Origin of the sequence: Protaetiibacter larvae, from assembly GCF_008365275.1 — a bacterium.
Lineage (GTDB): Bacteria > Actinomycetota > Actinomycetes > Actinomycetales > Microbacteriaceae > Homoserinibacter > Homoserinibacter larvae.
Window position 1 is genome coordinate 1,340,836 of the sequence record NZ_CP043504.1, and the last position, 18,723, is coordinate 1,359,558.

Annotated in this window: 23 protein-coding genes, 1 tRNA gene, 1 pseudogene and 1 riboswitch; of the genes and pseudogenes, 7 read left to right on the forward strand and 18 right to left on the reverse strand. The window is 72.5% G+C overall.

Annotated elements, in window-relative coordinates; translation table 11 throughout:
* Positions 1-100 precede the first annotated feature (100 nt).
* Positions 101-943, reverse strand: a complete 843-nt coding sequence (locus tag FLP23_RS06280; protein ID WP_149325066.1) for a LysR substrate-binding domain-containing protein — start codon at positions 941-943, stop codon at positions 101-103.
* A gap of 85 nt (positions 944-1,028) precedes the next feature.
* Between FLP23_RS06280 and FLP23_RS06285 the strand changes: the two genes are divergently transcribed.
* Positions 1,029-2,363, forward strand: a complete 1,335-nt coding sequence (locus tag FLP23_RS06285) for an MFS transporter (RefSeq protein ID WP_149325067.1) — start codon at positions 1,029-1,031, stop codon at positions 2,361-2,363.
* Positions 2,364-2,396: 33 nt separating this feature from the next.
* Here FLP23_RS06285 and FLP23_RS06290 read toward each other — a convergent pair whose 3' ends face one another.
* The gene (locus FLP23_RS06290) at positions 2,397-3,389 is read right to left on the reverse strand and encodes a phosphotransferase (RefSeq protein WP_149325068.1); all 993 of its coding nucleotides are present in this window, start codon (positions 3,387-3,389) and stop codon (positions 2,397-2,399) included.
* A 108-nt stretch (positions 3,390-3,497) separates the two neighbouring features.
* Between FLP23_RS06290 and nudC the strand changes: the two genes are divergently transcribed.
* The gene (gene nudC, locus FLP23_RS06295) at positions 3,498-4,472 is read left to right on the forward strand and encodes an NAD(+) diphosphatase (RefSeq protein ID WP_149325069.1); all 975 of its coding nucleotides are present in this window, start codon (positions 3,498-3,500) and stop codon (positions 4,470-4,472) included.
* Complete coding sequence (locus FLP23_RS06300) at positions 4,469-6,178, forward strand: ATP-dependent helicase (protein WP_149325070.1); 1,710 nt, start codon at positions 4,469-4,471, stop codon at positions 6,176-6,178. Before nudC ends, FLP23_RS06300 begins: the two co-directional genes overlap by 4 nt.
* Here FLP23_RS06300 and FLP23_RS12455 read toward each other — a convergent pair.
* From FLP23_RS12455 to FLP23_RS06340, 8 genes and pseudogenes are all read right to left on the reverse strand, one after another.
* Positions 6,135-6,902: pseudogene (locus tag FLP23_RS12455) on the reverse strand (TOMM precursor leader peptide-binding protein); the annotation flags it as partial. The gene FLP23_RS06300 and the pseudogene FLP23_RS12455 sit on opposite strands and share 44 nt — an antisense overlap.
* 56 nt (positions 6,903-6,958) lie before the next feature.
* Positions 6,959-7,672, reverse strand: coding sequence for a YidC/Oxa1 family membrane protein insertase (locus FLP23_RS06310; RefSeq protein WP_149325072.1), 714 nt, complete (start codon positions 7,670-7,672; stop codon positions 6,959-6,961).
* A gap of 89 nt (positions 7,673-7,761) precedes the next feature.
* Complete coding sequence (locus tag FLP23_RS06315) at positions 7,762-8,061, reverse strand: DUF6412 domain-containing protein (protein WP_149325073.1); 300 nt, start codon at positions 8,059-8,061, stop codon at positions 7,762-7,764.
* 164 nt (positions 8,062-8,225) lie between these two features.
* Entirely contained in the window at positions 8,226-8,429 is a 204-nt protein-coding gene (locus FLP23_RS06320; RefSeq protein ID WP_149325074.1) for a helix-turn-helix domain-containing protein, read from the reverse strand.
* Positions 8,429-8,923 carry a DUF2975 domain-containing protein gene (locus tag FLP23_RS06325; RefSeq protein ID WP_149325075.1) on the reverse strand — a complete coding sequence of 165 codons (495 nt, stop codon included), beginning with the start codon at positions 8,921-8,923 and terminating at the stop codon, positions 8,429-8,431. Before FLP23_RS06325 ends, FLP23_RS06320 begins: the two co-directional genes overlap by 1 nt.
* 167 nt (positions 8,924-9,090) lie before the next feature.
* On the reverse strand, positions 9,091-9,741 hold the full coding sequence (locus FLP23_RS06330) for a cation efflux transmembrane domain-containing protein (RefSeq protein WP_149325076.1): 651 nt from the start codon (positions 9,739-9,741) through the stop codon (positions 9,091-9,093).
* Positions 9,738-10,085 (reverse strand): ArsR/SmtB family transcription factor, encoded by a 348-nt coding sequence (locus FLP23_RS06335; protein WP_149325077.1) that lies wholly within the window; start codon positions 10,083-10,085, stop codon positions 9,738-9,740. The genes FLP23_RS06330 and FLP23_RS06335 overlap by 4 nt, the downstream gene beginning before the upstream one ends.
* A gap of 60 nt (positions 10,086-10,145) precedes the next feature.
* Complete coding sequence (locus tag FLP23_RS06340; RefSeq protein ID WP_149325078.1) at positions 10,146-10,676, reverse strand: EXPERA domain-containing protein; 531 nt, start codon at positions 10,674-10,676, stop codon at positions 10,146-10,148.
* Positions 10,677-10,720: 44 nt separating this feature from the next.
* A riboswitch (TPP riboswitch) is annotated at positions 10,721-10,822 on the forward strand.
* Between the two features lie 33 nt (positions 10,823-10,855).
* Here FLP23_RS06340 and FLP23_RS06345 point away from each other — a divergent pair.
* From FLP23_RS06345 to FLP23_RS06360, 4 genes are read left to right on the forward strand one after another with little or no spacing between them, the layout of a single operon-like run.
* Positions 10,856-11,473 (forward strand): ECF transporter S component, encoded by a 618-nt coding sequence (locus FLP23_RS06345; RefSeq protein ID WP_149325079.1) that lies wholly within the window; start codon positions 10,856-10,858, stop codon positions 11,471-11,473.
* Between the two features lie 4 nt (positions 11,474-11,477).
* A complete protein-coding gene (locus FLP23_RS06350; RefSeq protein WP_149325080.1) occupies positions 11,478-12,950 on the forward strand; it encodes an ABC transporter ATP-binding protein in 1,473 nt (490 codons plus the stop codon).
* Positions 12,947-13,690 carry an energy-coupling factor transporter transmembrane component T family protein gene (locus FLP23_RS06355; protein WP_149325081.1) on the forward strand — a complete coding sequence of 248 codons (744 nt, stop codon included), beginning with the start codon at positions 12,947-12,949 and terminating at the stop codon, positions 13,688-13,690. The genes FLP23_RS06350 and FLP23_RS06355 overlap by 4 nt, the downstream gene beginning before the upstream one ends.
* Positions 13,680-14,216, forward strand: coding sequence for a nucleoside/nucleotide kinase family protein (locus FLP23_RS06360; RefSeq protein WP_149325082.1), 537 nt, complete (start codon positions 13,680-13,682; stop codon positions 14,214-14,216). The genes FLP23_RS06355 and FLP23_RS06360 overlap by 11 nt, the downstream gene beginning before the upstream one ends.
* 29 nt (positions 14,217-14,245) lie before the next feature.
* Here the strand turns inward: FLP23_RS06360 and FLP23_RS06365 are convergent, their stop codons facing one another.
* From FLP23_RS06365 to FLP23_RS06400, 8 genes are all read right to left on the reverse strand, one after another.
* Entirely contained in the window at positions 14,246-14,914 is a 669-nt protein-coding gene (locus tag FLP23_RS06365; protein ID WP_149325083.1) for a hypothetical protein, read from the reverse strand.
* Between the two features lie 122 nt (positions 14,915-15,036).
* Complete coding sequence (locus FLP23_RS06370; protein WP_246139920.1) at positions 15,037-15,390, reverse strand: metallopeptidase family protein; 354 nt, start codon at positions 15,388-15,390, stop codon at positions 15,037-15,039.
* Entirely contained in the window at positions 15,387-15,839 is a 453-nt protein-coding gene (locus FLP23_RS06375) for a DUF2017 family protein (protein WP_149325084.1), read from the reverse strand. Before FLP23_RS06375 ends, FLP23_RS06370 begins: the two co-directional genes overlap by 4 nt.
* A 13-nt stretch (positions 15,840-15,852) precedes the next feature.
* Positions 15,853-16,077, reverse strand: coding sequence for an ATP-dependent Clp protease adapter ClpS (clpS, locus tag FLP23_RS06380; RefSeq protein WP_149325085.1), 225 nt, complete (start codon positions 16,075-16,077; stop codon positions 15,853-15,855).
* A gap of 80 nt (positions 16,078-16,157) precedes the next feature.
* Positions 16,158-16,233: transfer RNA gene (locus FLP23_RS06385), tRNA-His, on the reverse strand.
* Positions 16,234-16,261: 28 nt separating this feature from the next.
* On the reverse strand, positions 16,262-16,885 hold the full coding sequence (gene orn, locus FLP23_RS06390) for an oligoribonuclease (protein WP_149325086.1): 624 nt from the start codon (positions 16,883-16,885) through the stop codon (positions 16,262-16,264).
* Positions 16,886-17,027: 142 nt separating this feature from the next.
* The gene (locus FLP23_RS06395) at positions 17,028-18,257 is read right to left on the reverse strand and encodes an MFS transporter (protein ID WP_149325087.1); all 1,230 of its coding nucleotides are present in this window, start codon (positions 18,255-18,257) and stop codon (positions 17,028-17,030) included.
* Positions 18,254-18,688, reverse strand: a complete 435-nt coding sequence (locus FLP23_RS06400) for a MarR family winged helix-turn-helix transcriptional regulator (protein WP_149326226.1) — start codon at positions 18,686-18,688, stop codon at positions 18,254-18,256. The genes FLP23_RS06395 and FLP23_RS06400 overlap by 4 nt, the downstream gene beginning before the upstream one ends.
* Positions 18,689-18,723: the final 35 nt, after the last annotated feature.

Here is an 18,723-nt window from a genome sequence, read left to right on the forward strand (position 1 = left end):
AGTATCCCGCGAAGCGGCACTCCCTCCCGCTGATCGAGTAGCCCGCGAAGCGGCACCCCCTCCCGCTGATCGAGTAGCGCGCGAAGCGGGCGTATCGAGATCACCGGGCCGCCGCGTGGATCGTGTTGGCGAGCGCCTCGACCGCTCCCGGCGTGGACTGCGGGTTCGACAGCAGCACGAAGTCGACCTCGACGAGTCGCGGGAGTTCGAAGGTGCCCGTGACCTCGACGAGGTCGTCGGGGATGAGCACGCGCGGCAGCACCGCGATCCCGATGCCGGCGCGCAGGGCGGCGAGCGCCCCGCTCACTTCGCGGGTGTTGCAGGTGATCCGCCAGGTGCGTCCGGCGTCTTCGAGGGCGTGCAGGGCGACGTCGCGGGAGAGGCTCGGCGCCTGGTACAGGATGAGGGGCACGGGCGCGTCGGGTTCGAGTCGCAGCGAGCGGTGGGCGACCCAGACGAGCCGTTCGCGCCGGACCAGGCGGCCTTCTCCGCGGCCGAGCTCCTGCTTGACGTAGACGAGGTCGAACTGTCCGGCGGCGAGCCGTCGGCTGAGCGCGCCGCTCTGCCCGACGGTGAGCTCGAGGTTGATCTGCGGGTAGAGCTGCCGGAAGTCGCGCAGCACCTGGGGCAGGTGGGTGAGGGCGAGGTCGTCGGCGGCGCCGAATCGGAGCCGCCCGCGCATCGCGGAGCCCAGGAAGTACGACGCGGCCTCGTCGTGGGCGGCGAGGATGTTCCGCGCGAAGCCGAGCATCGCGGAGCCGTTGTCGGTGAGGGTGACGGCGCGCGTGTCGCGGGCGATGAGGACGCGGCCGGCCGCCTTCTCGAGCTTGCGCACCTGCTGGCTGACGGTGGGCTGGCTGATGCCGAGCAGGGTGGAGGCGCGGGTGAAGCTCAGGGTGTCGGCGACGGCGACGAAGCTGCGCAGCAGGACGGGATCGAACATCCGCACTCCACTCATTCGGAAATCGAATAGTAGTTATAGCAACGATAACCCTTGGTAATGGCGTCGCGAGGCATAGCCTCGAGGGGTGTCGCCGCCCATCGCCCCCGTCTCCGAGGCGGTGACGGAGCCCATCCCGGTGCTCACCGAGCGGCCGCGCTGGCGCGACACCTTCGTCGCGCTGAAGGCCTACAACTACCGGCTGTACCTGATCGCGCAGCTGTTCGCCAACACCGGCGGATGGATGGCGCGCGTCGCGATCGACTGGCTCGTGCTCGAACTCACGGGCGACGTCGCCCTCGTCGGGCTGACCGTGGCGCTGCAGTTCGCGCCCACCCTCGTGTTCGGTCCGTGGGCGGGCGTCATCTCGGATCGCGCCCCGCGCCGGGTGGTGCTGCTCATCACGCAGTCGGTCGGCACGATCGCCTACGGCGTGCTTGCGACCCTCGTGCTCACCGGGCAGGTGCAGGCCTGGCAGGTGCTGCTCACCGCCGCCGTGACCGGTACCTCGATGGCGATCGACGGGCCGAGCCGCTCGGCATTCGTCTCCGAGATGGTCGGCACCCACCGGCTGCGCGGCGCGATCAGCCTCAACGCGACCGTGTTCCACCTGGGCGGGCTCATCGGCCCCGCGATCAGCGGCGTGCTCATCGTGGCGATCGGATCGGGCTGGTCGATCGCGGTCAACGCCGGCACCTCCGCGGTCGCGGTGCTCGCCCTCGCCCTCATGCGAGCCCGTGAGCTCGTGCCGGTGTTCAAGCAGCAGCGCTCGCGCGGACAGATCCGCGAGGCCGTGCGCTACGCGATCGGCAAGCCCACGATCCTCTGGCCGATCCTGCTGCTCGCCTTCGTCGCCGTGTTCGGGATGAACCTGCCGGTGCTGCTCGCGGCCGCCGCCGATGACACCTTCGGCACGGGGGCGGCCGGTTACGGCCTCTACAACTCGCTCGCCGCGCTCGGTGCCTTCGTGGGGGCGGTGCTCTCCTCGCGCCGCCGTGCGCTGCGGTTGCGCGACATCGTCCTGTTCGCGGGGCTCTACGGCGCCGTGACGGTGTTCGCGGGCGCGAGCGGCTGGTATCCCGGCTTCCTTGTGGCGCTCGTGGGCATCGGGGTGAGTCGGCTGCTGTTCGCGACCGGCGCCGAGTCGATGACGCAGCTGTCGACCAACCCCGGCATCCGGGGGCGCGTCATGTCGCTGTACCTCATGGTGGTGACGGGCGGCCAGGCCGCGGGCGGGGTGATCATCGGCGGGATCGCGTCGAGCTTCGGACCGTCGTGGGCGTTCATCGTGGCGGGCGGCGCGCCCGCGCTCGCGGCGCTCGTCGTCGCGGTGGTGCTCGCGCGGCGCCGTGAGCTGCGGTTGCGGGTCGACTTCCGGCGCCCGCGTCAGCTCGTGCGCATCGTGCCGCGCCTCGCCGCGTAGCGGGTCGATGGTCTCGAGACCGCCGGCCCGACGCTAGGAGACCCGCTCGGCGCGATCGAGCAGTGCCTCGACCTCGTCGACGGCGAGGATCGGCAGGGTGGGCGGGGCGATCGAGTCGGTCGCGTCGCCCAGCACGTCGTCGACGAGCCGCGACATCATCCGCACCGCGTCGTCCACGATCTCGGTCGAGCGGGTGTCGGTTCCGTGCAGCAGCCAGCGTGCCACCTCGAACTCCGCGAGCAGCGTCGCCCGCTGGCGGATGCGGCGGTCGACGCTGCCGCGCACGCGCGTGTAGGCGTCGAACACGGCATCCGCGATGCCGTCGCGGCGGATGCCGAGCACCCAGTGCAGGTCGCGTGCCGGATCGCCGACGCGCAGCCCGTGCCAGCCGAGCAGCCCCGTGACCTGTCCGGCGGAGGCGAGGAACGAGTCGGCGCCGAGGGAGCCGTTGATGACGGCGGGGGTGAACTGCCACAGTCCCGCGTCGTCGCCCGCCTGCCGCCAGCGGTCGAGCAGGGCCGCGGGCACGAGGTTCGTCGCGGCGGCGCGCTCGATGAGCGACTGGGCGGCCCGGTGGGCCTCATCGGTGCCCGTCGCCGGCAGGCCGACATCGGTGACGAGGCTCGTGGGCAGCGCGTGGACGGCGGCGATGGCCTCGCCGATCGAGGTGGCGAGCTCGAGGTCGATCGCGGTGAGGGTCACCGAGGTGCCGTGCACGAACTCGGAGACGATCGCCCGGGTGCCGTCGATCGGCGCCTGCCCGGCGAAGACGGTGACCTCGAACGGGAGGCGCGCGCGGGCGCCCTGGCTGAGCGCACGGAGCGCCACGAGGTCCGCCGACTGCTCCTGCTCGGCCCGCTCGGAGCGGGGCACGCGCACGATCCACAGGCGTCCGTCGCGGCCGGTGACGACCGCGGAATCGAAGTCTCCGCGCCCGGCGGAGCCGAACGGCGCCGCACCCACGACGTCGAGCTCCGCGACGGCCGAGGTGGCGAGCGCCGCTAGAGTGAGGTGGGATCTGGCCATGCGGACAGGGTAGGTCTGCCCCGCCCCGGCCACCCGGCACGCCACGCCCGATCCGGCGTTCTCGGTGCTGCCGACCGCCGCCGCAGCTCGGCTGGAGGAGAGGTGCTGATGAGCGGGTCGCCCGAGGGTTCGTCCCGACCACGGAGGGCGCCGCTCGCTCCGCGCCTGTCGCGTTCCGAGCTCGACCGCGACTACCTCTCGCGGCTGGCCGGCATCCCCGCCCTGCTCGCCGAGCCCGCCACCCGCGTCCTCGTGCTGCACGAGCGGCAGGCGCTCGGCACCGCGGATGGCGCGCTCGCGCTCCGGGATCCGGCGGTGCTCGGCCCGGTCGACGCGGAACGGTTCGCCTTCCTCGGGCGCACGGTGTCCGCGTCGGCGCACCTCGCAGCGGGCGCCGCGGTGCTGGCGATCGCCGTCGACGATGCGACGGCCCAGCGGATCGGTCCGGACGGGCCGTGGCTCGAGCTGCGCCGGGCCGGTGCGCTGCTCGACGCACGCGATGCGGGGCTGTTCACGCAGGCTCTCGCCCTCCTGAACTGGCACCAGGTGGCCCGGTTCTCGCCCGCGACCGGCAACCCCACGACGGTCACCCAGTCGGGCTGGGTGCGGGTCGACGCCGAGACGGGACGCGAGCTCTATCCGCGCACCGACCCCGCGGTGATCGTCGCCGTGCTCGATGACGCCGGACGCATCCTGCTCGGCTCGAACGTGGAGTGGGATCCGGGTCGGTTCTCGCTGCTGGCCGGGTTCGTCGAGCCGGGCGAGTCGCTCGAGGCGGCCGTGGTTCGGGAGATCTTCGAGGAGGCCGGGGTGCTCGTCGCCGACCCGGAGTACCGCGGAAGCCAGCCGTGGCCGTTCCCCGCCTCCCTCATGCTGGGTTTCGAGGCGCGCATCGCGCCGGGGGCCACGACCGAGCCGCGACCCGACGGCACGGAGCTGCGCGAGCTGCGCTGGTTCACGCGCGACGAGCTCGCCGAGGAGGTGTCGGCGGGTCGGGTGCGGTTGCCGGGTCGCGCGTCGATCGCCCGCGCCATCATCGAGGACTGGTTCGGCGGGCCGCTCGACGACGGGGCGGTGTGGTGAGCGCCGACGAGCTGCTCGCCGGCCTCGACGATCAGCAGCGGCTCGCCGCGGAGACCCTGCTCGGGCCGGTGTGCATCCTGGCGGGTGCGGGAACCGGCAAGACCCGCGCGCTCACCCACCGCATCGCGCACGGGGTGGCGACGGGCGTGTACGCGCCCGAGCGGGTGATGGCGCTCACCTTCACCACGCGTGCGGCGGGCGAGCTGCGGGCACGGCTGCGGCGCCTCGGTGCGCCCGGCGTGGCCGCGCGCACCTTCCACGCGGCGGCGCTCGCGCAGCTGGGCTTCTTCTGGCCGCAGCTGGTCGGCGGGCGCCTTCCCGAGATCCTCCCCGGCAAAGGCCGGATGCTCGGGCAGGCCGCCGAATCGCTTCGGGTGCGCGTCGACACGGCGGCGCTGCGCGATGTCGCCGCCGAGATCGAGTGGCGCAAGGTGCGTCGCATCCCGCTCGCGGAATACGCCCGGGTGGCGCACACCCGCGTCATGCCGCCGGGGCTCGACGTGGACACCGTGGTCGAGCTGCAGCAACGGTACGAGGACCTCAAGGATGAGCGCCGGCAGCTCGACTTCGAGGACGTGCTGCTCGCCACGGCGGGCATGATCGACGCCGAGCCGCGCGTCGCCGAGCAGGTGCGCGAGCAGTACCGCTTCTTCGTGGTCGACGAGTACCAGGATGTCTCGCCGCTGCAGCAGGAGCTGCTCGAGCTGTGGCTCGGCCCCCGGCGCGAGCTGTGCGTCGTCGGCGACGCCTCGCAGACCATCTACTCCTTCGCGGGGGCGTCGAGCGAGTACCTGCTGGGCTTCGGTGCACGGTACCCGGATGCCACGATCGTGCGCCTGGAGCAGAACTACCGCTCCGCGCCGGGTGTGCTGCACGCCGCCAACCGGCTCATGCGAGGTCGCCCGGGAGCCCTCGAGCTCGTCGCGGCGAGCGGCGACGCGGCGGCGACCGAGCCGAGCGTGTCGCGCTGGGGGAGCGACGCCGACGAGGCGCGCGGGGTGGCGGAGGCGGTCGCCGCACAGCTTGCCGTGGGGGTGAAGCCCGAGCACATCGCGGTGCTGTACCGGATCAACGCCCAGGCGGTGCAGCTCGAGACGGCGCTCGCCGAGCGCGGCATCAGCGCGCGTCAGCTGGGCGGCACGCGCTTCTTCGAGCTGGATGCCGTGAAGCGCGCGGTGCTGGAGCTCACGAGCCTCGCCCGCACCGGATCCCCGAAGCCCATGTACGAGACGGTCGCGGACGTGGCCCGCAACATCGGCTGGACCGTCGATCCCCCCGAGAGCCAGGGAGCGGTGCGCGATCGCTGGGATGCCCTCAACGCGCTCGTCGAGCTCGCCGACCAGGCGCCGGCCGGCACGACGCTCGCGAGCTTCGTCGCCGAGTTGCAGGAGCGGCAGGCGGCCCAGTACGAGCCGACGATGCAGGCGGTCGTCCTGTCGACGCTGCACGGTGCGAAGGGCCTCGAATGGGATCACGTGCACCTCGTGGGGCTCAGCGAGGGGCTGCTGCCGATCTCCTACGCACGCGGCTTCGATGCGATCGACGAGGAGCGCCGGCTGCTGTACGTGGGCATCACGCGGGCGCGGCGGACGCTCTCCCTCTCGTGGGCCGCCGAGGGCGTGCGAGGGCGTCCGCGGGAGCCCAGTCGCTTTCTGGCGGAGTTGAGCAGCGGCACTCCGGGTGCGGCTCGACGAACTGACCGCTGAGCTCTCCGCCGTCGCCCGCGATGCGCAGTTCCCGCGCGGGGCCGGGGTCTGCCCCGTCGCGCAGCCGGGCGGTCGCCATCCGGGCGGCCACGGCGATCGCGGATGCGGCGCGCAGCGGGTGCGGGGCGGGCGCCCGGAGCGCGCTGAGCTGGGTGGCGATCGCGGGCCAGGCCGGGTCGACGTCTCGGCGGTGCAGGCCCACGCAGTGCAGGCACGCGGTGCGGCCGGGCTCGACGAGCGGTCCGATGGTGATCGAGCTGTCGCCGACCACGACCGGCAGATGCGGGATGTCGCGCTGCAGCCAGACGCGATGGTCGGCGGGGGCGACCACTCGATCGGCGACGAGCAGCACGAGTGCGGGCGTTCGCGGGTCCGTGGTGCGCAGCCCCGCGTCGTCGAGCACCCGGGCGATGCCGCCCGCGAGCGGGGTGTCGCCGAGCACGAGGATGCGTCCGCGGGGAGCGGCCGGGCTGTCGCCGGCGTCGGGCAGGAGGCAGTCGTGGAGGGCGCGGAGGAGTTCGGCGGCCTCGGCGCCGCTGACGCCGAGCGCGTTCGCGAGCATCGGGTAGCCCGTCTCGGACACCCCCGCCGCGAGCACGGCGATCAGCCGCTCGCCGGCGGGGGTGACCTCCGGGACGATCGTGACGACGGGGTCCACGCCGAACTGCACGGTCATGGGGTCGCGCCACACCATGGGGATCGCGGGGTCGAGGTGCAGCACCATCCCCCCACCATGGCCCCCGCCGCGGCGGGATGCCGTGGCCTGTCCACAGGCCGCGGTCACGCGTACCGGGCCCGCAGGATCCGCCGCTCGGCGTACGACCACGCCCCCGACACGGCCAGGTACAGCGTCGCGGCGAGCGGGACGAATGCGGCGGCGATGAGGGTGAGGAACGGGGTCCAGCTGAGCGGGCCGCGCGGGTTCAGCAGGGCGGCACCCGGCGCGTCGGGCGCGACGGCGGGGGCATCGCGCAGCGCCATCCGCCGGTTGAGGAAGGCGACCACGCCGATCGTGACGAGCAGCAGGGCGAAGACCAGATCGCTGAGCTGCACGCCCGCGCCGAGGTCGAGCAGGTGCCGCCCGAGGCCCGCGCCGAACAGCGTGGAGTGCAGCAGCTCGTTGGGTTCGCCCGCGATCGTGGCCGAGGCGAAGAGGGCGTAGACGAGGCTGATGACGGGCGCCTGCGCGAGCATCGGCAGGCATCCGGCGAACGGCGACACCTTCTCGGCGGCGTACAGCGCCATGGTCTCGCGCTGCAGCCGCTCGGGGTTCTTCCGGTGCCGCTTCTGCAGCTCGGCGAGGCGGGGGGCGAGACGTCGCCGGTTCTGGGCGGCGCGCGCCACGGAGACGCCGACGGGGATGAGCAGGGCGCGCACCGCGAGCGTGACGAGCACGATCGCGCCGGCGGGGGTGACGACGGCGCCGAGCGCGCCGAGGGCGGAGGCGGCCGCCGCGAGGATCGCGGCGATCGGGGGAAGGTCGAAGGGGTTCATGGGTGCTCCTGGGTCGGATGCGGACAGGCGGGATCGTCTGGCCGCCCCGACCCCCCGCAGGCGGGGAGCGTCGAGTGCGCGGGTGCGCGTCAGGCGGCCGAGGCCGCGAGTCCGGGCGCGCGGGAGCGGATGTGGCCGCGCGCGTCCGGGTGCGAGGCGTCGGGCAGTCGCCCGAGCAGGATCGCGTGCCGACGATCGCGGTCGCCGACCGCGATGAGCCGCTCGGCGGCGGCGGCGCTCGCGCGCACGAGGGCGACGAGCACGGCGGCGAGGGCGCCGACGAGGGCCGCCGCGCCGAGGGTCGCGAGCACGACGCCCGGACCCTGCACCCCGAGCACCCCGAGCATCACGGCGACGCCGTGCAGCAGCTGGGCGGAGAGCTCGGTCACGGGTCGAGTCTACGGCGGGGATCTCGATACGCCGCTGCGCGGCTACTCGATCAGCGGGTGGGGTCCGCTGCGCGGCTACTCGATCAGCGGTTGGGGCGGCCTCTCAGGTGGTCGAGGAGCGCCCGCGCAGCGGACGCGTCTCGAGACCACCGCATCCACCCCGCTCACTCCTCGTAGTGCAGCAGCTCGCCGGGCTGGCACTCGAGCACCCGGCAGATCGCGTCCAGCGTCGAGAACCGCACCGCCTTCGCCCGACCGTTCTTGAGCACCGCCACGTTCGCCGGGGTGATGCCGATCGCCTCGGCGAACTCGCCCACGCTCATCCGGCGTTCGGCCAGCATGCGGTCGATCGAGATGCGGATCGGCATCAGACGACCTCGTCCAGTTCGGATCGCAACAGGATCGCGTGTCGCAGCAGCGATCGGAGTACGAGCGTGATGCACGCCAGCACGACGAGCGCGAGCACCGTCAGCAGGTGGATGAGGGCGAGAAGCGGGTTCCCCGCCTGTCCGTTGCTGATCACCACGACGCCGGTGATCACCAGTACGACGGCGCAGGCGAGCGCGGCGACGATCCCATCCACCCAGAGCAGCGAGGCGCGGGTGAGCACGGTCCCGCGGCGGATGCGGTCGATCAGCAACGCGATCATCGCGAGCACGATGAGCGCGAGCACCATGAAGCCGATCGCCAGGGCGAGCAGCGGTGGGCGCAGCCCGGCGTATTCCGGGAGGCTCTCCGCGAGCTGCGCCGAGAAGGCGGGCAGCAGGGCGACGGTGCCGATCCCGAGCAGGAACAGCACCCCCAGCAGTGCTTGGGTGACGACGACGAGGGCGAGCGACGGTCGCGGGAGCTCGGGGTTCATGGATCGATTATCGATAGATAATCTATCGAAAGTCAATAGATTGCGGGATTGCTGAGCGGCCAGGTGTCACAGAAGCAGGCTGAAACGACGATTTCGGGGCTGCCGAGCGCCGGAACGTGCATCTGAGCCTGCTTCTCCGACAGGGGCGGCCCGCGCCCTGGGCGCAGTCACTCCTCCTCGAGCAGCATCCCGAGCGGGGTCGCGCAGCTGTCGCCGCGCCAGGCCTCCACGCCTTCGCGGACGGCGAAGACCGCGATGACGAGGGCCGCGACCGAGTCGGCCCACGCCCATCCGAGCAGCGAGTTGAGCACGAGCCCCAGCAGCACGGCGCCCGAGAGGAGCGCGCACAGCATGGTCTGCCGGGCGTCGGCGACGGCGGTCGCCGAGCCGAGCTCACGGCCGGTCGCCCGCTCGATGAGCGACGCGACGGGCATCACGACCACCGATACTGCGGCGAGCACGATGCCCACCGTGGAGTGCTCGGGGTCGCGCGCGCCGGCGAGAGTCAGCACCGCGCTGATCGAGACGTACGCCGCGAGGGCGAAGAAGGCGAGCGCGATGACGCGCAGCGTCGGCCGCTCCCAGCGCTCGGGGTCGCGTCGGCTGAACTGCCACGCGACGGCCGCCGCGGACAGCACCTCGACGACCGAGTCGAGCCCGAATCCGATGAGGGCCGCCGACGATGCTGCTGCTCCGGCGGCGATCGCCACGACGGCCTCGATCACGTTGTAGCCGATCGTGAAGCCGACGATGAGCCGGATGCGCCGCTGGAGCACCGCGCGGCGGTCGTCCGCCAGCGGCGCGCGCACCGTGGTCATGCGCAGCTGCAGTTCTCGCCCGCGCAGCAGCCGGGCTCGAGGAAGAGGGTCACCCGCAGCAGCTCGTCGAGCGCGGGTGCGAGGTGCGGGTCGGCCAGGCGGTACCAGGTGCGCCGCCCGTCGGGGACGGCCTCGACGAATCCGCACCCCCGTAGGCACGCCAGCTGGTTCGACATCACCTGCCGGGACACCCCGAGCGCCTCTGCGAGATCCGAGGGGTAGGCGGGCGCCTCCCGGAGCGCCAGCAGGATGCCCACGCGGGTCGGGTCTGACAGCGCGTGCCCGAATCGGGTGAGGGCGGCCGTGTGGGTGGCGGTGGCCCGGATGCTCAACGCGATGCTCATGCCGCGACGATACATACTCTCGTGAATTAACGCGAGCGTGTACTGATCGCTCGCAGCCCGCTAGAACCTCCGCGTGAACGGCAGCGGCTTGCGCATCCGCACGAGCAGCAGCAGCGGGATGATCACGTACGGCAGGTTGAAGGCCAGGAACTTGGCCGGGTTCTGGGTCTGGAACTCCGGCTCGCCGAAGAACTCCACGCCGAACACGATGATGCCGGTGATGCTCGCGATCATGGTCGCGTAGATGACGGAGGGCAGCTGGATCCAGTTCCAGCCGCGCAGCAGCGCCGGCACGAGCACGAGGTAGAAGGCCAGGTAGACGAAGGCCGACAGCCCTGTCACGATCCGCATCCAGACGGGCGCGTTCATGAACAGCGGGTCGGCGTCGTGCGCGTACCAGTGGTTCGAGTCGACCAGGAAGCTGCCGTCGGGTCGGGTGAAGTCGATCCCCAGGGTCGGCACCATGTCGGCGATCGACGAGGTGACGATGAACAGGGTGAACACCACCGCGAAGAAGATGTCGATCGGGCGCTTGCGGAGGGGCAGGTTCGCCGGGCGCGTGGGCGCCGGGGCGACAGCGGTGTCGGGCATGGGGGAGAGCCTAGCCGCGGGACCGGGCTACACTCGTGACCGAACACGGGAGTCCGGTGTGCCGGGCTGAGAGGAAGCTCATCCAAGCTTCGACCGTCGAACCTGATCTGGATCATGCCAGCGCAGGGAGGCATCTCTTCTACCCGTGCCCCTGTCACCGACACGAAAGGGCACGAACAGTGACCGAAACCACCATCACCCCCGCACGTGCGAAGCTCGTCTGGCGCTGGCGCGTCGTCGACATCGTCGTGGCGAGCGTTCTCGGCGTCGCATCCGGCGTCATCTTCTGGATCTGGAACCTCACGTACTCGCCCATCTCGGGCTTCTTCGAGGCGCTGCTGCCCGGACTCCAGGGCCTCACCGCGGGTCCGTGGCTGTTCGCGGGCGTGCTCGGCGGGCTCGTCATCCGCAAGCCGGGAGCCGCCCTCTACACGGAGGTCGTCGCGGCGTTCATCTCGATGCTCGTGGGCGCCCAGTGGGGCGTCGACACGGTCGTCTCGGGCGTGCTGCAGGGCCTCGGCGCGGAGCTTGTGTTCGCGGCGTTCCTCTACCGGCGCTTCGGGCTGGGGGTCGCCGTGCTCGCGGGCGCGGCAGCCGCGCTGCTCGAGATCCCGCACGAGCTGATCGTCTGGTACGCCGGCACCGATCTGGCCTTCCAGGTGGTGTTCGCCGTGAGCCTGGTCGTCTCGGGCGCGGTGATCGCCGGGATCGGCGCCTGGGCGATCGCCCGGGGGCTCGCCGCCGCGGGGGTGCTGAACCGCTTCGCCTCGGGCCGCGAACGGTCCGCCGACGTCTGATCCGATGCGCGTGACGACCCCCCTGGCCGTGCGCCCCGCCGCCGTGCGGGCGCACGGCTGGGGGTGGCGTCATGCGGGTCGGCGCGCCTGGGCGCTCGCCGGCCTGGATCTCGCGATCGACCCCGGGGAGCGCGTGCTGCTGCTGGGGGCATCCGGTTCGGGCAAGTCGACCCTGCTCGCGGGGCTCGCGGGTGTGCTCGGCTCGGATGAGGACGGCGAGCGGTCCGGTGAGCTGCTGATCGACGGCGTGCCGGCCGCGGCGGCACGCGGGCGGGTCGGGCTCGTGCTGCAGGATCCCGAATCTCAGGTGGTGATGTCGCGCGTGGGCGACGACGTCGCCTTCGGCTGCGAGAACCTCGGCGTGCCGCGCGAGGAGACGTGGCGGCGGGTGGATGCGGCGCTCGCCGCGGTCGGGCTGGGCCTGCCGCGTGAGCACCCCACCGAGCGGCTGTCGGGGGGTCAGAAGCAGCGCCTCGTGCTCGCGGGCGTGCTCGCGATGCGTCCCGGCCTCATCCTGCTGGACGAGCCGACCGCCGAGCTCGACCCGGCGGGCGTGCGCGAGGTGCGGGATGCCGTCATCGAGCTCGCCCGCACGACGGGGGCGACCCTCGTGGTGGTCGAGCACCGGGTCGACGCCTGGGTGGAGCATGTCGACCGGGTGGTGGTGCTCGGCGCGGCGGGCGCGATCGTGGCCGACGGCGCCCCGGATGCCGTGCTGTCGCGCGAGGGCGCCTCCCTCGCGGCGCAGGGGGTGTGGGTGCCGGGGCACGAGCCCGCCCCCGTGGCCGGCCCGCGCCCGGTCGACGGCGAACGGCTTCTGACGGCCGCCGGACTGGCCGTCGCACGCCGCCCGGGGGTCGTGGTGCGCGGCGGCATCGACCTGGAGCTCACGGCGGGCCGCGCGGTCGCGCTCACCGGTCCGAACGGCTCCGGCAAGTCGACCCTGGCGCTCACTCTCGCGGGGCTGCTCCCGGCGGCGGCAGGCGTGCTCCGCGCCGAGCCGGCCCTCGCATCCGGGATCGGCCCCGATCCGGCCCGCTGGCGTTCGCGCGAGCTGCTGCCGCGCATCGGCACCGTCTTCCAGTCGCCCGAGCACCAGTTCCTCGCCCGCACCGTGCGCGAGGAGGTCGCCCTCGGGCCGCGCGCCCTCGGACGCGCACAGGGGGAGGCGGAGGCGACCGCCGACGAGCTGCTCGAGCGTCTCGGCCTCGCCCCGCTCGCCGCGGCCAACCCCTTCACCCTCTCCGGCGGGCAGAAGCGCCGCCTCTCGGTCGCCACGGTGCTCGCCACCTCGCCCCGCCTGCTCGTGCTCGACGAGCCCACCTTCGGGCAGGACGCCCGCACCTGGGCCGAGCTCGTCGCGCTGCTCGACGCGCAGCTGTCGGCCGGATCCGCGATCGTCTTCGCGACCCACGACGAGCGCCTCGCGGCCGCGCTCGGGGCGGCGGCCTTCGAGCTGGCGGGGGTGCCCGCGTGAGGATCAACCCCGTCGCCCGGCTCGCCGCCGGGATCGTCGTGGCCCTCGGGATCGTGTGGTCGATCGACCCCGTGTCGGCGGGCGTGGCGCTCGTGCTGGAGCTCGCCCTCTTCCCGCTGCTGCGCATCCCGTTGCGTGTCTTCTGGACGCGCACCGCCCTCATCTGGATCGCCGCCCCGCTCACCGGGCTGACGGTGCTGCTCTACGGTCGAGTGTCGGGGGTGAGCTACCTCGACTGGGCGTTCGTGCACATCACCGACGGCTCCATCCAGCTCGCCGTCGCCGGCACCATCCGGGTGCTCGCCCTCGCCCTGCCGACCGTCGTGCTGCTCATCGGGGTCGACCCCACGGAGCTCGCCGATGGCCTCGCCCAGCGGGTGAAGCTGCCGGCGCGGTTCGTGATCGGCGCGCTCGCGGCCGCCCGCCTCGTGGGGTTGCTGCGCGAGGACGCTCGGATGCTGGAGCTCGCCCGGCGCGCGCGGGGGGTGGGGGATCGCGGCCGGTTCCGTCGCTTCGCCGGGTTGGCGTTCGCCGTGCTCGTGCTGGCCGTTCGGCGCGGTTCGGCGCTTGCGACCGCCATGGAGGCGCGCGGCTTCGGCGGGCCGGGTCCGCGCAGCTGGGCGCGCGATTCGGCCTTCGGCGCGCGGGAGTGGGCGCTCCTGGCGATCGCGGTCGTCGTCGCCGGCGTCGCCGTGCTGGCCGCCGTGCTCACCGGATGGTGGACCCCCGTTGTCGGCTGAACGCCTCGCGATCGACGCCGCCCTGCCGCGCCTGGTCGAACTCGCCACGGCATCCGCGTCGCGTCCCGTGGTGCTTGTCGACGGCCGTTCGGGAGCGGGCAAGTCGAGCCTCGCCGACGAGCTCGCCCCCCTGCTCGACGCGCAGCTGGTGCGGCTCGACGACCTCTACCCGGGGTGGGACGGACTCGAGGCCGGCAGCCGCGCCGTGCACGAGACGGTGCTCGCCGCATCCCGCCCGGGCTGGCGGCGCTGGGATTGGGCGCGCTCGGTGTCCACCGAGTGGCACGAGATCGATCCGGATGCGGCGCTCGTGATCGAGGGGTGCGGCGCGCTCACGGCCGCGAACCGCGCCCTCGCGAGCCTCGGGATCTGGATCGAGCTCGATGCCGCGGAACGCAAGCGCCGCGCGCTCGCCCGCAGCGGCGACGAGTTCGCCCCGCACTGGGAGCGCTGGGCGGCGCAGGAGGACGTCGTCATCGCCCGCGAGCATCCGCTCGCGCTCGCCGATGTCGTCATCGCCGGCTGAGCGGCACCGCTCCCGGTTCGACGTCGCGCTCAGCGGTGCCAGCGGGTCGTGAACGGCGAGCCCTGCGGATGCGTGGTGAGGGTGTCCGCCGTGCAACTCACCTCTAGCGGTACGTCGCCCGCCGCGGTCGACGGGATCGGGATGCTCGCCGACGAGGCTTGCCCGTTGATCGCGACCGTGTTGTCGACGTGGTACTCGGAGCCGTTGTAGTCGCTGAACACCATGACGCCGTGCGTGTCGACCGCGTCGGACGATCCGTCCCACGCCCAGTTGGCGCCGACCGCGCCGCTGTGGGTCTGCGTGACCGTCATGGCCATCCCGGCCGACATCTCGATGCTGATCGTGAAGGTCATCGCGTTCGCGAAGCCGAGGAAACCCTCTCCGTCGATCGCGAGATCCTGGGTGCCGCTCGCGGTCGACCCGGTGACGGTGAGGCCGCCCGCGGCGAGCTGGGCACCCAGCTGGGAGGCCAGATCCCCCAGGTCGGCATGCCAGTCGCCGTTCACGCAGTCGGTGAGCACCGGGCCGAGCCCGGAGTCGGAGCCGGTGCCGTCGCCGGGCTCGTCCGTCGCGCCGCCACGGGCACCCCCGGTTCCCTCGTCGGCTCCGCCGCCGGGCCCGCCGCCGGGCGTGCATCCGGTCAGCGCCAGCAGCGCGAGCACGGGAAGGGCGAGGGCGGCAGCGGTGCGAGAAAGCATGGTGGTCTCCTCAGGGGGTCTCCTCAGGGGGGTGCGACCGCATCGTACGGTCTCGCCGTCCCGGCGCGCGAGGGCGCGGCCCCGGTTGACATGCAACCGTGATCCGCCGCATCGGGGGCGGGTCAGCCCCAGCCCAGCCGGTGCAGCTCCGCGTCGTCGATGCCGTAGTAGTGAGCGATCTCGTGCACGAGGGTCACATGGATCTCGTCGCGCAACTCCTCGAGGTCCGCGCAGTAGTGCAGGAGCGGCTCGCGGAACAGCACGATCCGGTCGGGCAGCTCGCCGAATCCGTAGCGATCGCGCTCGGTGAGAGCCACCCCCTGATACTCGCCGAGGAGGTCGAGCGAGCCGTCCTCGGGGCGGTCCTCGCAGACGAACACCACGTTCTCCAGCCCCTCGACCATCTCGTCGGGCAGCGCGTCCAGCTCGTCGATCACCAGGCGCTCGAAGGCCTCGGCGTCGAGTTCGAGGCTCACGGGCCGTCCAGCTGATCGACGAGCAGCCACTGCAGCTCGCCGAGCCAGTGGTAGATGTCGGTGAGCGGGCCCGCGGCGGGCTCGTCGTCGTCGCCGCGGATGCCGAGCCGGGTGCCCACCATGGTGCGCAGGTCGGTGAGGCTGCGGGCCCAGGTCTCCGCATCGGCGAGTCCGAGAGTCACGAGACCCTCGGTGGCGGTCGCCGCGATCTGCTCCGCGGCGCCGATCTTGCGCGCCTCCAGCTCGTCGCGGGTGTAGTGGCGGAACTCGGCGGAGGCATCCGGATCGTCGCGGTACGCGTCGGGGAACAGCCGGGCCAGCAGGGGCGCATCGTCGAGCTCCGGATCGCGCACCACATCCGCGAACTGGTGGGCGAGCACGGTGAGCAGCCCGGCCTCCTCGGCCGCGAAGTCGATGCGGATCTGCTCGCCGCGGCGGTCGATCAGCATCCGGGCGTCCCCGTCATGCGTCGTCCCGGGCGACAGTCGCCTGCAGTCCGTACTCGTGCATCGCCTGGGCGTGCCGCTCCATCTCCTCGCGCGGCCCGGTCGCGACCGTCGCGCGGCCCTCGTGGTGCACGAGCAGCATGAGGCGCTCCGCCTCCGCGCGGGGGTAGCCGAAGTAGCTGCGGAACACGTGCACCACGTAGTTCATGAGGTTGATCGGGTCGTTCCAGACGATCAGCACCCAAGGCACATCGAAGCGCACCTCGAACTCGGGCAGGACGCCCGTCGAGGTGGAGGAAGGGGAGTCGGGGGAGGGGGAATTGGGGCGATCGACGGGACTCGAACCCGCGACATCCGGCACCACAAGCCAGCGCTCTACCAACTGAGCTACGACCGCCATACGCTGCTCACGCAACTGGACGATTCTACGGTATCCGCGCTGCCCATTTCGCCACCGCATCCTTCGCCGCGGCGTGGGCTTCGTCGCTCGTGGGACCCGGCTCGGCCACGAACGCCACCCGCCGGTAGTAGTCGAGTTCGCGGATCGACTCGAGGATGTCGGCGAGCGCCCGGTGGCCGCCGTTCTTCGCGGGCGACTGGAAGTAGATGCGCGGGTACCAGCGCCGCGACAGTTCTTTGATGGAGGAGACGTCGACGTTGCGGTAGTGCAGGTGGGCGTCGACGCGCGGCATGTACTTCGCGAGGAAGGCGCGGTCGGTGCCGATCGTGTTCCCGGCGAGCGGAGCCGTTCCGTGGTCGGGAACGAATCGCAGGATGTACTCGAGCACCTGGTATTCGGCGTCGGCGAGGCTCACCCCGTGCGGGATCTCCTCGATCAGCCCCGAGGTGGTGTGCATGTCGCGCACGAAGTCGTTCATGTGCTCGAGCGCCGAGTCGTCGGGCTTGATGACGATGCTGAACCCCGGATCCACCGGCACGAGGTCGTAGTCGGTGATGACGACCGCCACCTCGACGAGCTCGTCGATGCCGAGGTCGAGCCCGGTCATCTCGCAGTCGACCCACACGAGAAGTTCTGGCGACTGGCTCACCCTGCCACTCTACTGAGGGATCGCGGGGGAGTGCCGCGGGAGTCCGTGGTGCGGTTTCGGCCGGATGGCACCCGCGAAACCGCGCCATCCGGCCGAAACCGCACCATGCTCGCCCAGCGACGCCCGGGGGTCGCCGTTGCCGCTAGGCGGCGTCGCCGAGTCCGATCTCCTCCGCCTCGTCGACGGCGCCGTGGCCGCCTGCCGCGTCGGCGCGGGCCAGCAGGGGGCGACCGACGACGACGAGCGCGGTCGAGACGAGCACGGCGGCGGCGGCGAAGTAGTACGGCACCTGGTCGCCCGCGAGCTCGGCGAGGGTCGCGGCGAGCGGGGGTGCGGCGGCGCCGCCGAGGAACCGCACGGCGGAGTAGGCCGAGGAGGCGACGGGACGCGGCAGCTCGGTGGAGTCCATGACGGTCTCGGTGAGCACCGTGTTGAGGATGCCGAGCAGCAGGCCCCCCACGATGATGCAGCTGATGAGCCCGACGACGGAGCCGACGACGAGCCCGGCGACCACGAGGTCGAGGGCGAGCAGCGGCAGCACGATCGCGAGCACGCGCGAGCGCGGCATCCGCGCGGTGAGGATCGGCGCGACCCAGACGCTCGTGATGGCGAGGCCGACGCCCCAGGCGCAGAACACCAGGCCCAGGCCGATCGCGTCGAGCCCGAGGGGGAACGGGCTGAAGGCGAGCAGGGTGAAGAAGCCGACGTTGTAGAACAGTGCCGCGACGGCGAGCAGCGCGAGCGCGGGCTTGCGCAGTGCCCGGATGGGGTCGGAGAGCCGGCGCTTCTCGCGCGGCCCCTTGTCGCGCGGCAGCAGCACCGCGAGCGCGATGACCGCGAGCGCCATGAGGGCGGCGGTGCCGAAGAACGGTCCGCGCCAGCTGAGGGTGCCGAGGAGGCCGCCCAGCAGCGGCCCGATCGCGATGCCGAGGCCGAGGGCGGCCTCGTAGAGCACGACCGCGGCACCCGATCCGCCGCTCGCCGCGCCGACGATGGTGGCGAGCGCGGTGGAGATGAAGAGCGCGTTGCCGAGGCCCCATCCGGCACGGAACCCGATGACCGCGCCGACCGATCCCGACATCGCGGCGGCGAGGGCGAAGCCGACGATGAGCACGAGTCCGATGAGCAGCGTCCAGCGGGCGCCGATCCGGCTCGACACCCAACTGGTGACGAGCATGGCGAGCCCGGTGACGAGCAGGTAGCTCGTGAACAGCAGCTCGGTCTGCGCGGGGGTGGCCTGCAGGTCGTGGGCGATGGCCGGGAGGATCGGGTCGACGAGCCCGATGCCCATGAAGGCGATGACGGAGGCGAACGCGACCACCCAGACGGTGCGCGGCTGCTTCAGGATGCTGCCGCCGCCGTGCCCGCTCATGAGGCCACCGCGGCGGCGTTCTGGCCGAGGCGGCTCTCGAGGATGGCGGCCGCGGTGGAGAGGGCCTTCCAGTCGGCGTCGCTCAGTTCGCCGAACCACGGCTCCAGGGTTTCGGCGAGCTTCGCGCGCCACTCGGCGAGGGCCTTCGCCCCCTTCTTGCTCACCACGATGAGCCAGGCGCGCGAGTCGTCGCGGTCGGCGATGCGGGTGACGAGCTCCTCCTCGACCATGGTCGCGAGCAGGCGGGTCATGCCGGGCTGGGTGACGCGGCTCGCGGTGGCGAGCTCGCCGATGCGCATGGGGCCGTCGGATTCGAGGATCGACAGCGTGCGCCAGATCGCGGAGGGTGTCGTGTTGCCGACGACCTGTGCCGCGATCCGGGTGAGCCGGTGGGTGGAGACGAGGAGGGATTCGAGCGTGTCGGTGTGCATCACGTCGGCAAGTATATACCTAAGTTATATAACTT

What these genes read in the sequence shown, in the direction of transcription:
- FLP23_RS06340 (WP_149325078.1), bottom strand. Translation starts at nt 10,676, where the DNA reads ATGCCCGACACCGCTGTCGCCCCGGCGCCCACGCGCCCGGCGAACCTG.
- FLP23_RS06310 (WP_149325072.1), bottom strand. Translation starts at nt 7,672, where the DNA reads ATGAACCCCTTCGACCTTCCCCCGATCGCCGCGATCCTCGCGGCGGCC.
- FLP23_RS06320 (WP_149325074.1), bottom strand. Translation starts at nt 8,429, where the DNA reads ATGCCGATCCGCATCTCGATCGACCGCATGCTGGCCGAACGCCGGATG.
- FLP23_RS06280 (WP_149325066.1), bottom strand. Translation starts at nt 943, where the DNA reads ATGTTCGATCCCGTCCTGCTGCGCAGCTTCGTCGCCGTCGCCGACACC.
- FLP23_RS06330 (WP_149325076.1), bottom strand. Translation starts at nt 9,741, where the DNA reads ATGACCACGGTGCGCGCGCCGCTGGCGGACGACCGCCGCGCGGTGCTC.
- FLP23_RS06395 (WP_149325087.1), bottom strand. Translation starts at nt 18,257, where the DNA reads ATGAGCGGGCACGGCGGCGGCAGCATCCTGAAGCAGCCGCGCACCGTC.
- FLP23_RS06375 (WP_149325084.1), bottom strand. Translation starts at nt 15,839, where the DNA reads ATGCTGATCGACCGCCGCGGCGAGCAGATCCGCATCGACTTCGCGGCC.
- FLP23_RS06365 (WP_149325083.1), bottom strand. Translation starts at nt 14,914, where the DNA reads ATGCTTTCTCGCACCGCTGCCGCCCTCGCCCTTCCCGTGCTCGCGCTG.
- nudC (WP_149325069.1), top strand. Translation starts at nt 3,498, where the DNA reads ATGAGCGGGTCGCCCGAGGGTTCGTCCCGACCACGGAGGGCGCCGCTC.
- FLP23_RS06325 (WP_149325075.1), bottom strand. Translation starts at nt 8,923, where the DNA reads ATGAACCCCGAGCTCCCGCGACCGTCGCTCGCCCTCGTCGTCGTCACC.
- FLP23_RS06335 (WP_149325077.1), bottom strand. Translation starts at nt 10,085, where the DNA reads ATGAGCATCGCGTTGAGCATCCGGGCCACCGCCACCCACACGGCCGCC.
- FLP23_RS06290 (WP_149325068.1), bottom strand. Translation starts at nt 3,389, where the DNA reads ATGGCCAGATCCCACCTCACTCTAGCGGCGCTCGCCACCTCGGCCGTC.
- FLP23_RS06350 (WP_149325080.1), top strand. Translation starts at nt 11,478, where the DNA reads ATGCGCGTGACGACCCCCCTGGCCGTGCGCCCCGCCGCCGTGCGGGCG.
- FLP23_RS06400 (WP_149326226.1), bottom strand. Translation starts at nt 18,688, where the DNA reads ATGCACACCGACACGCTCGAATCCCTCCTCGTCTCCACCCACCGGCTC.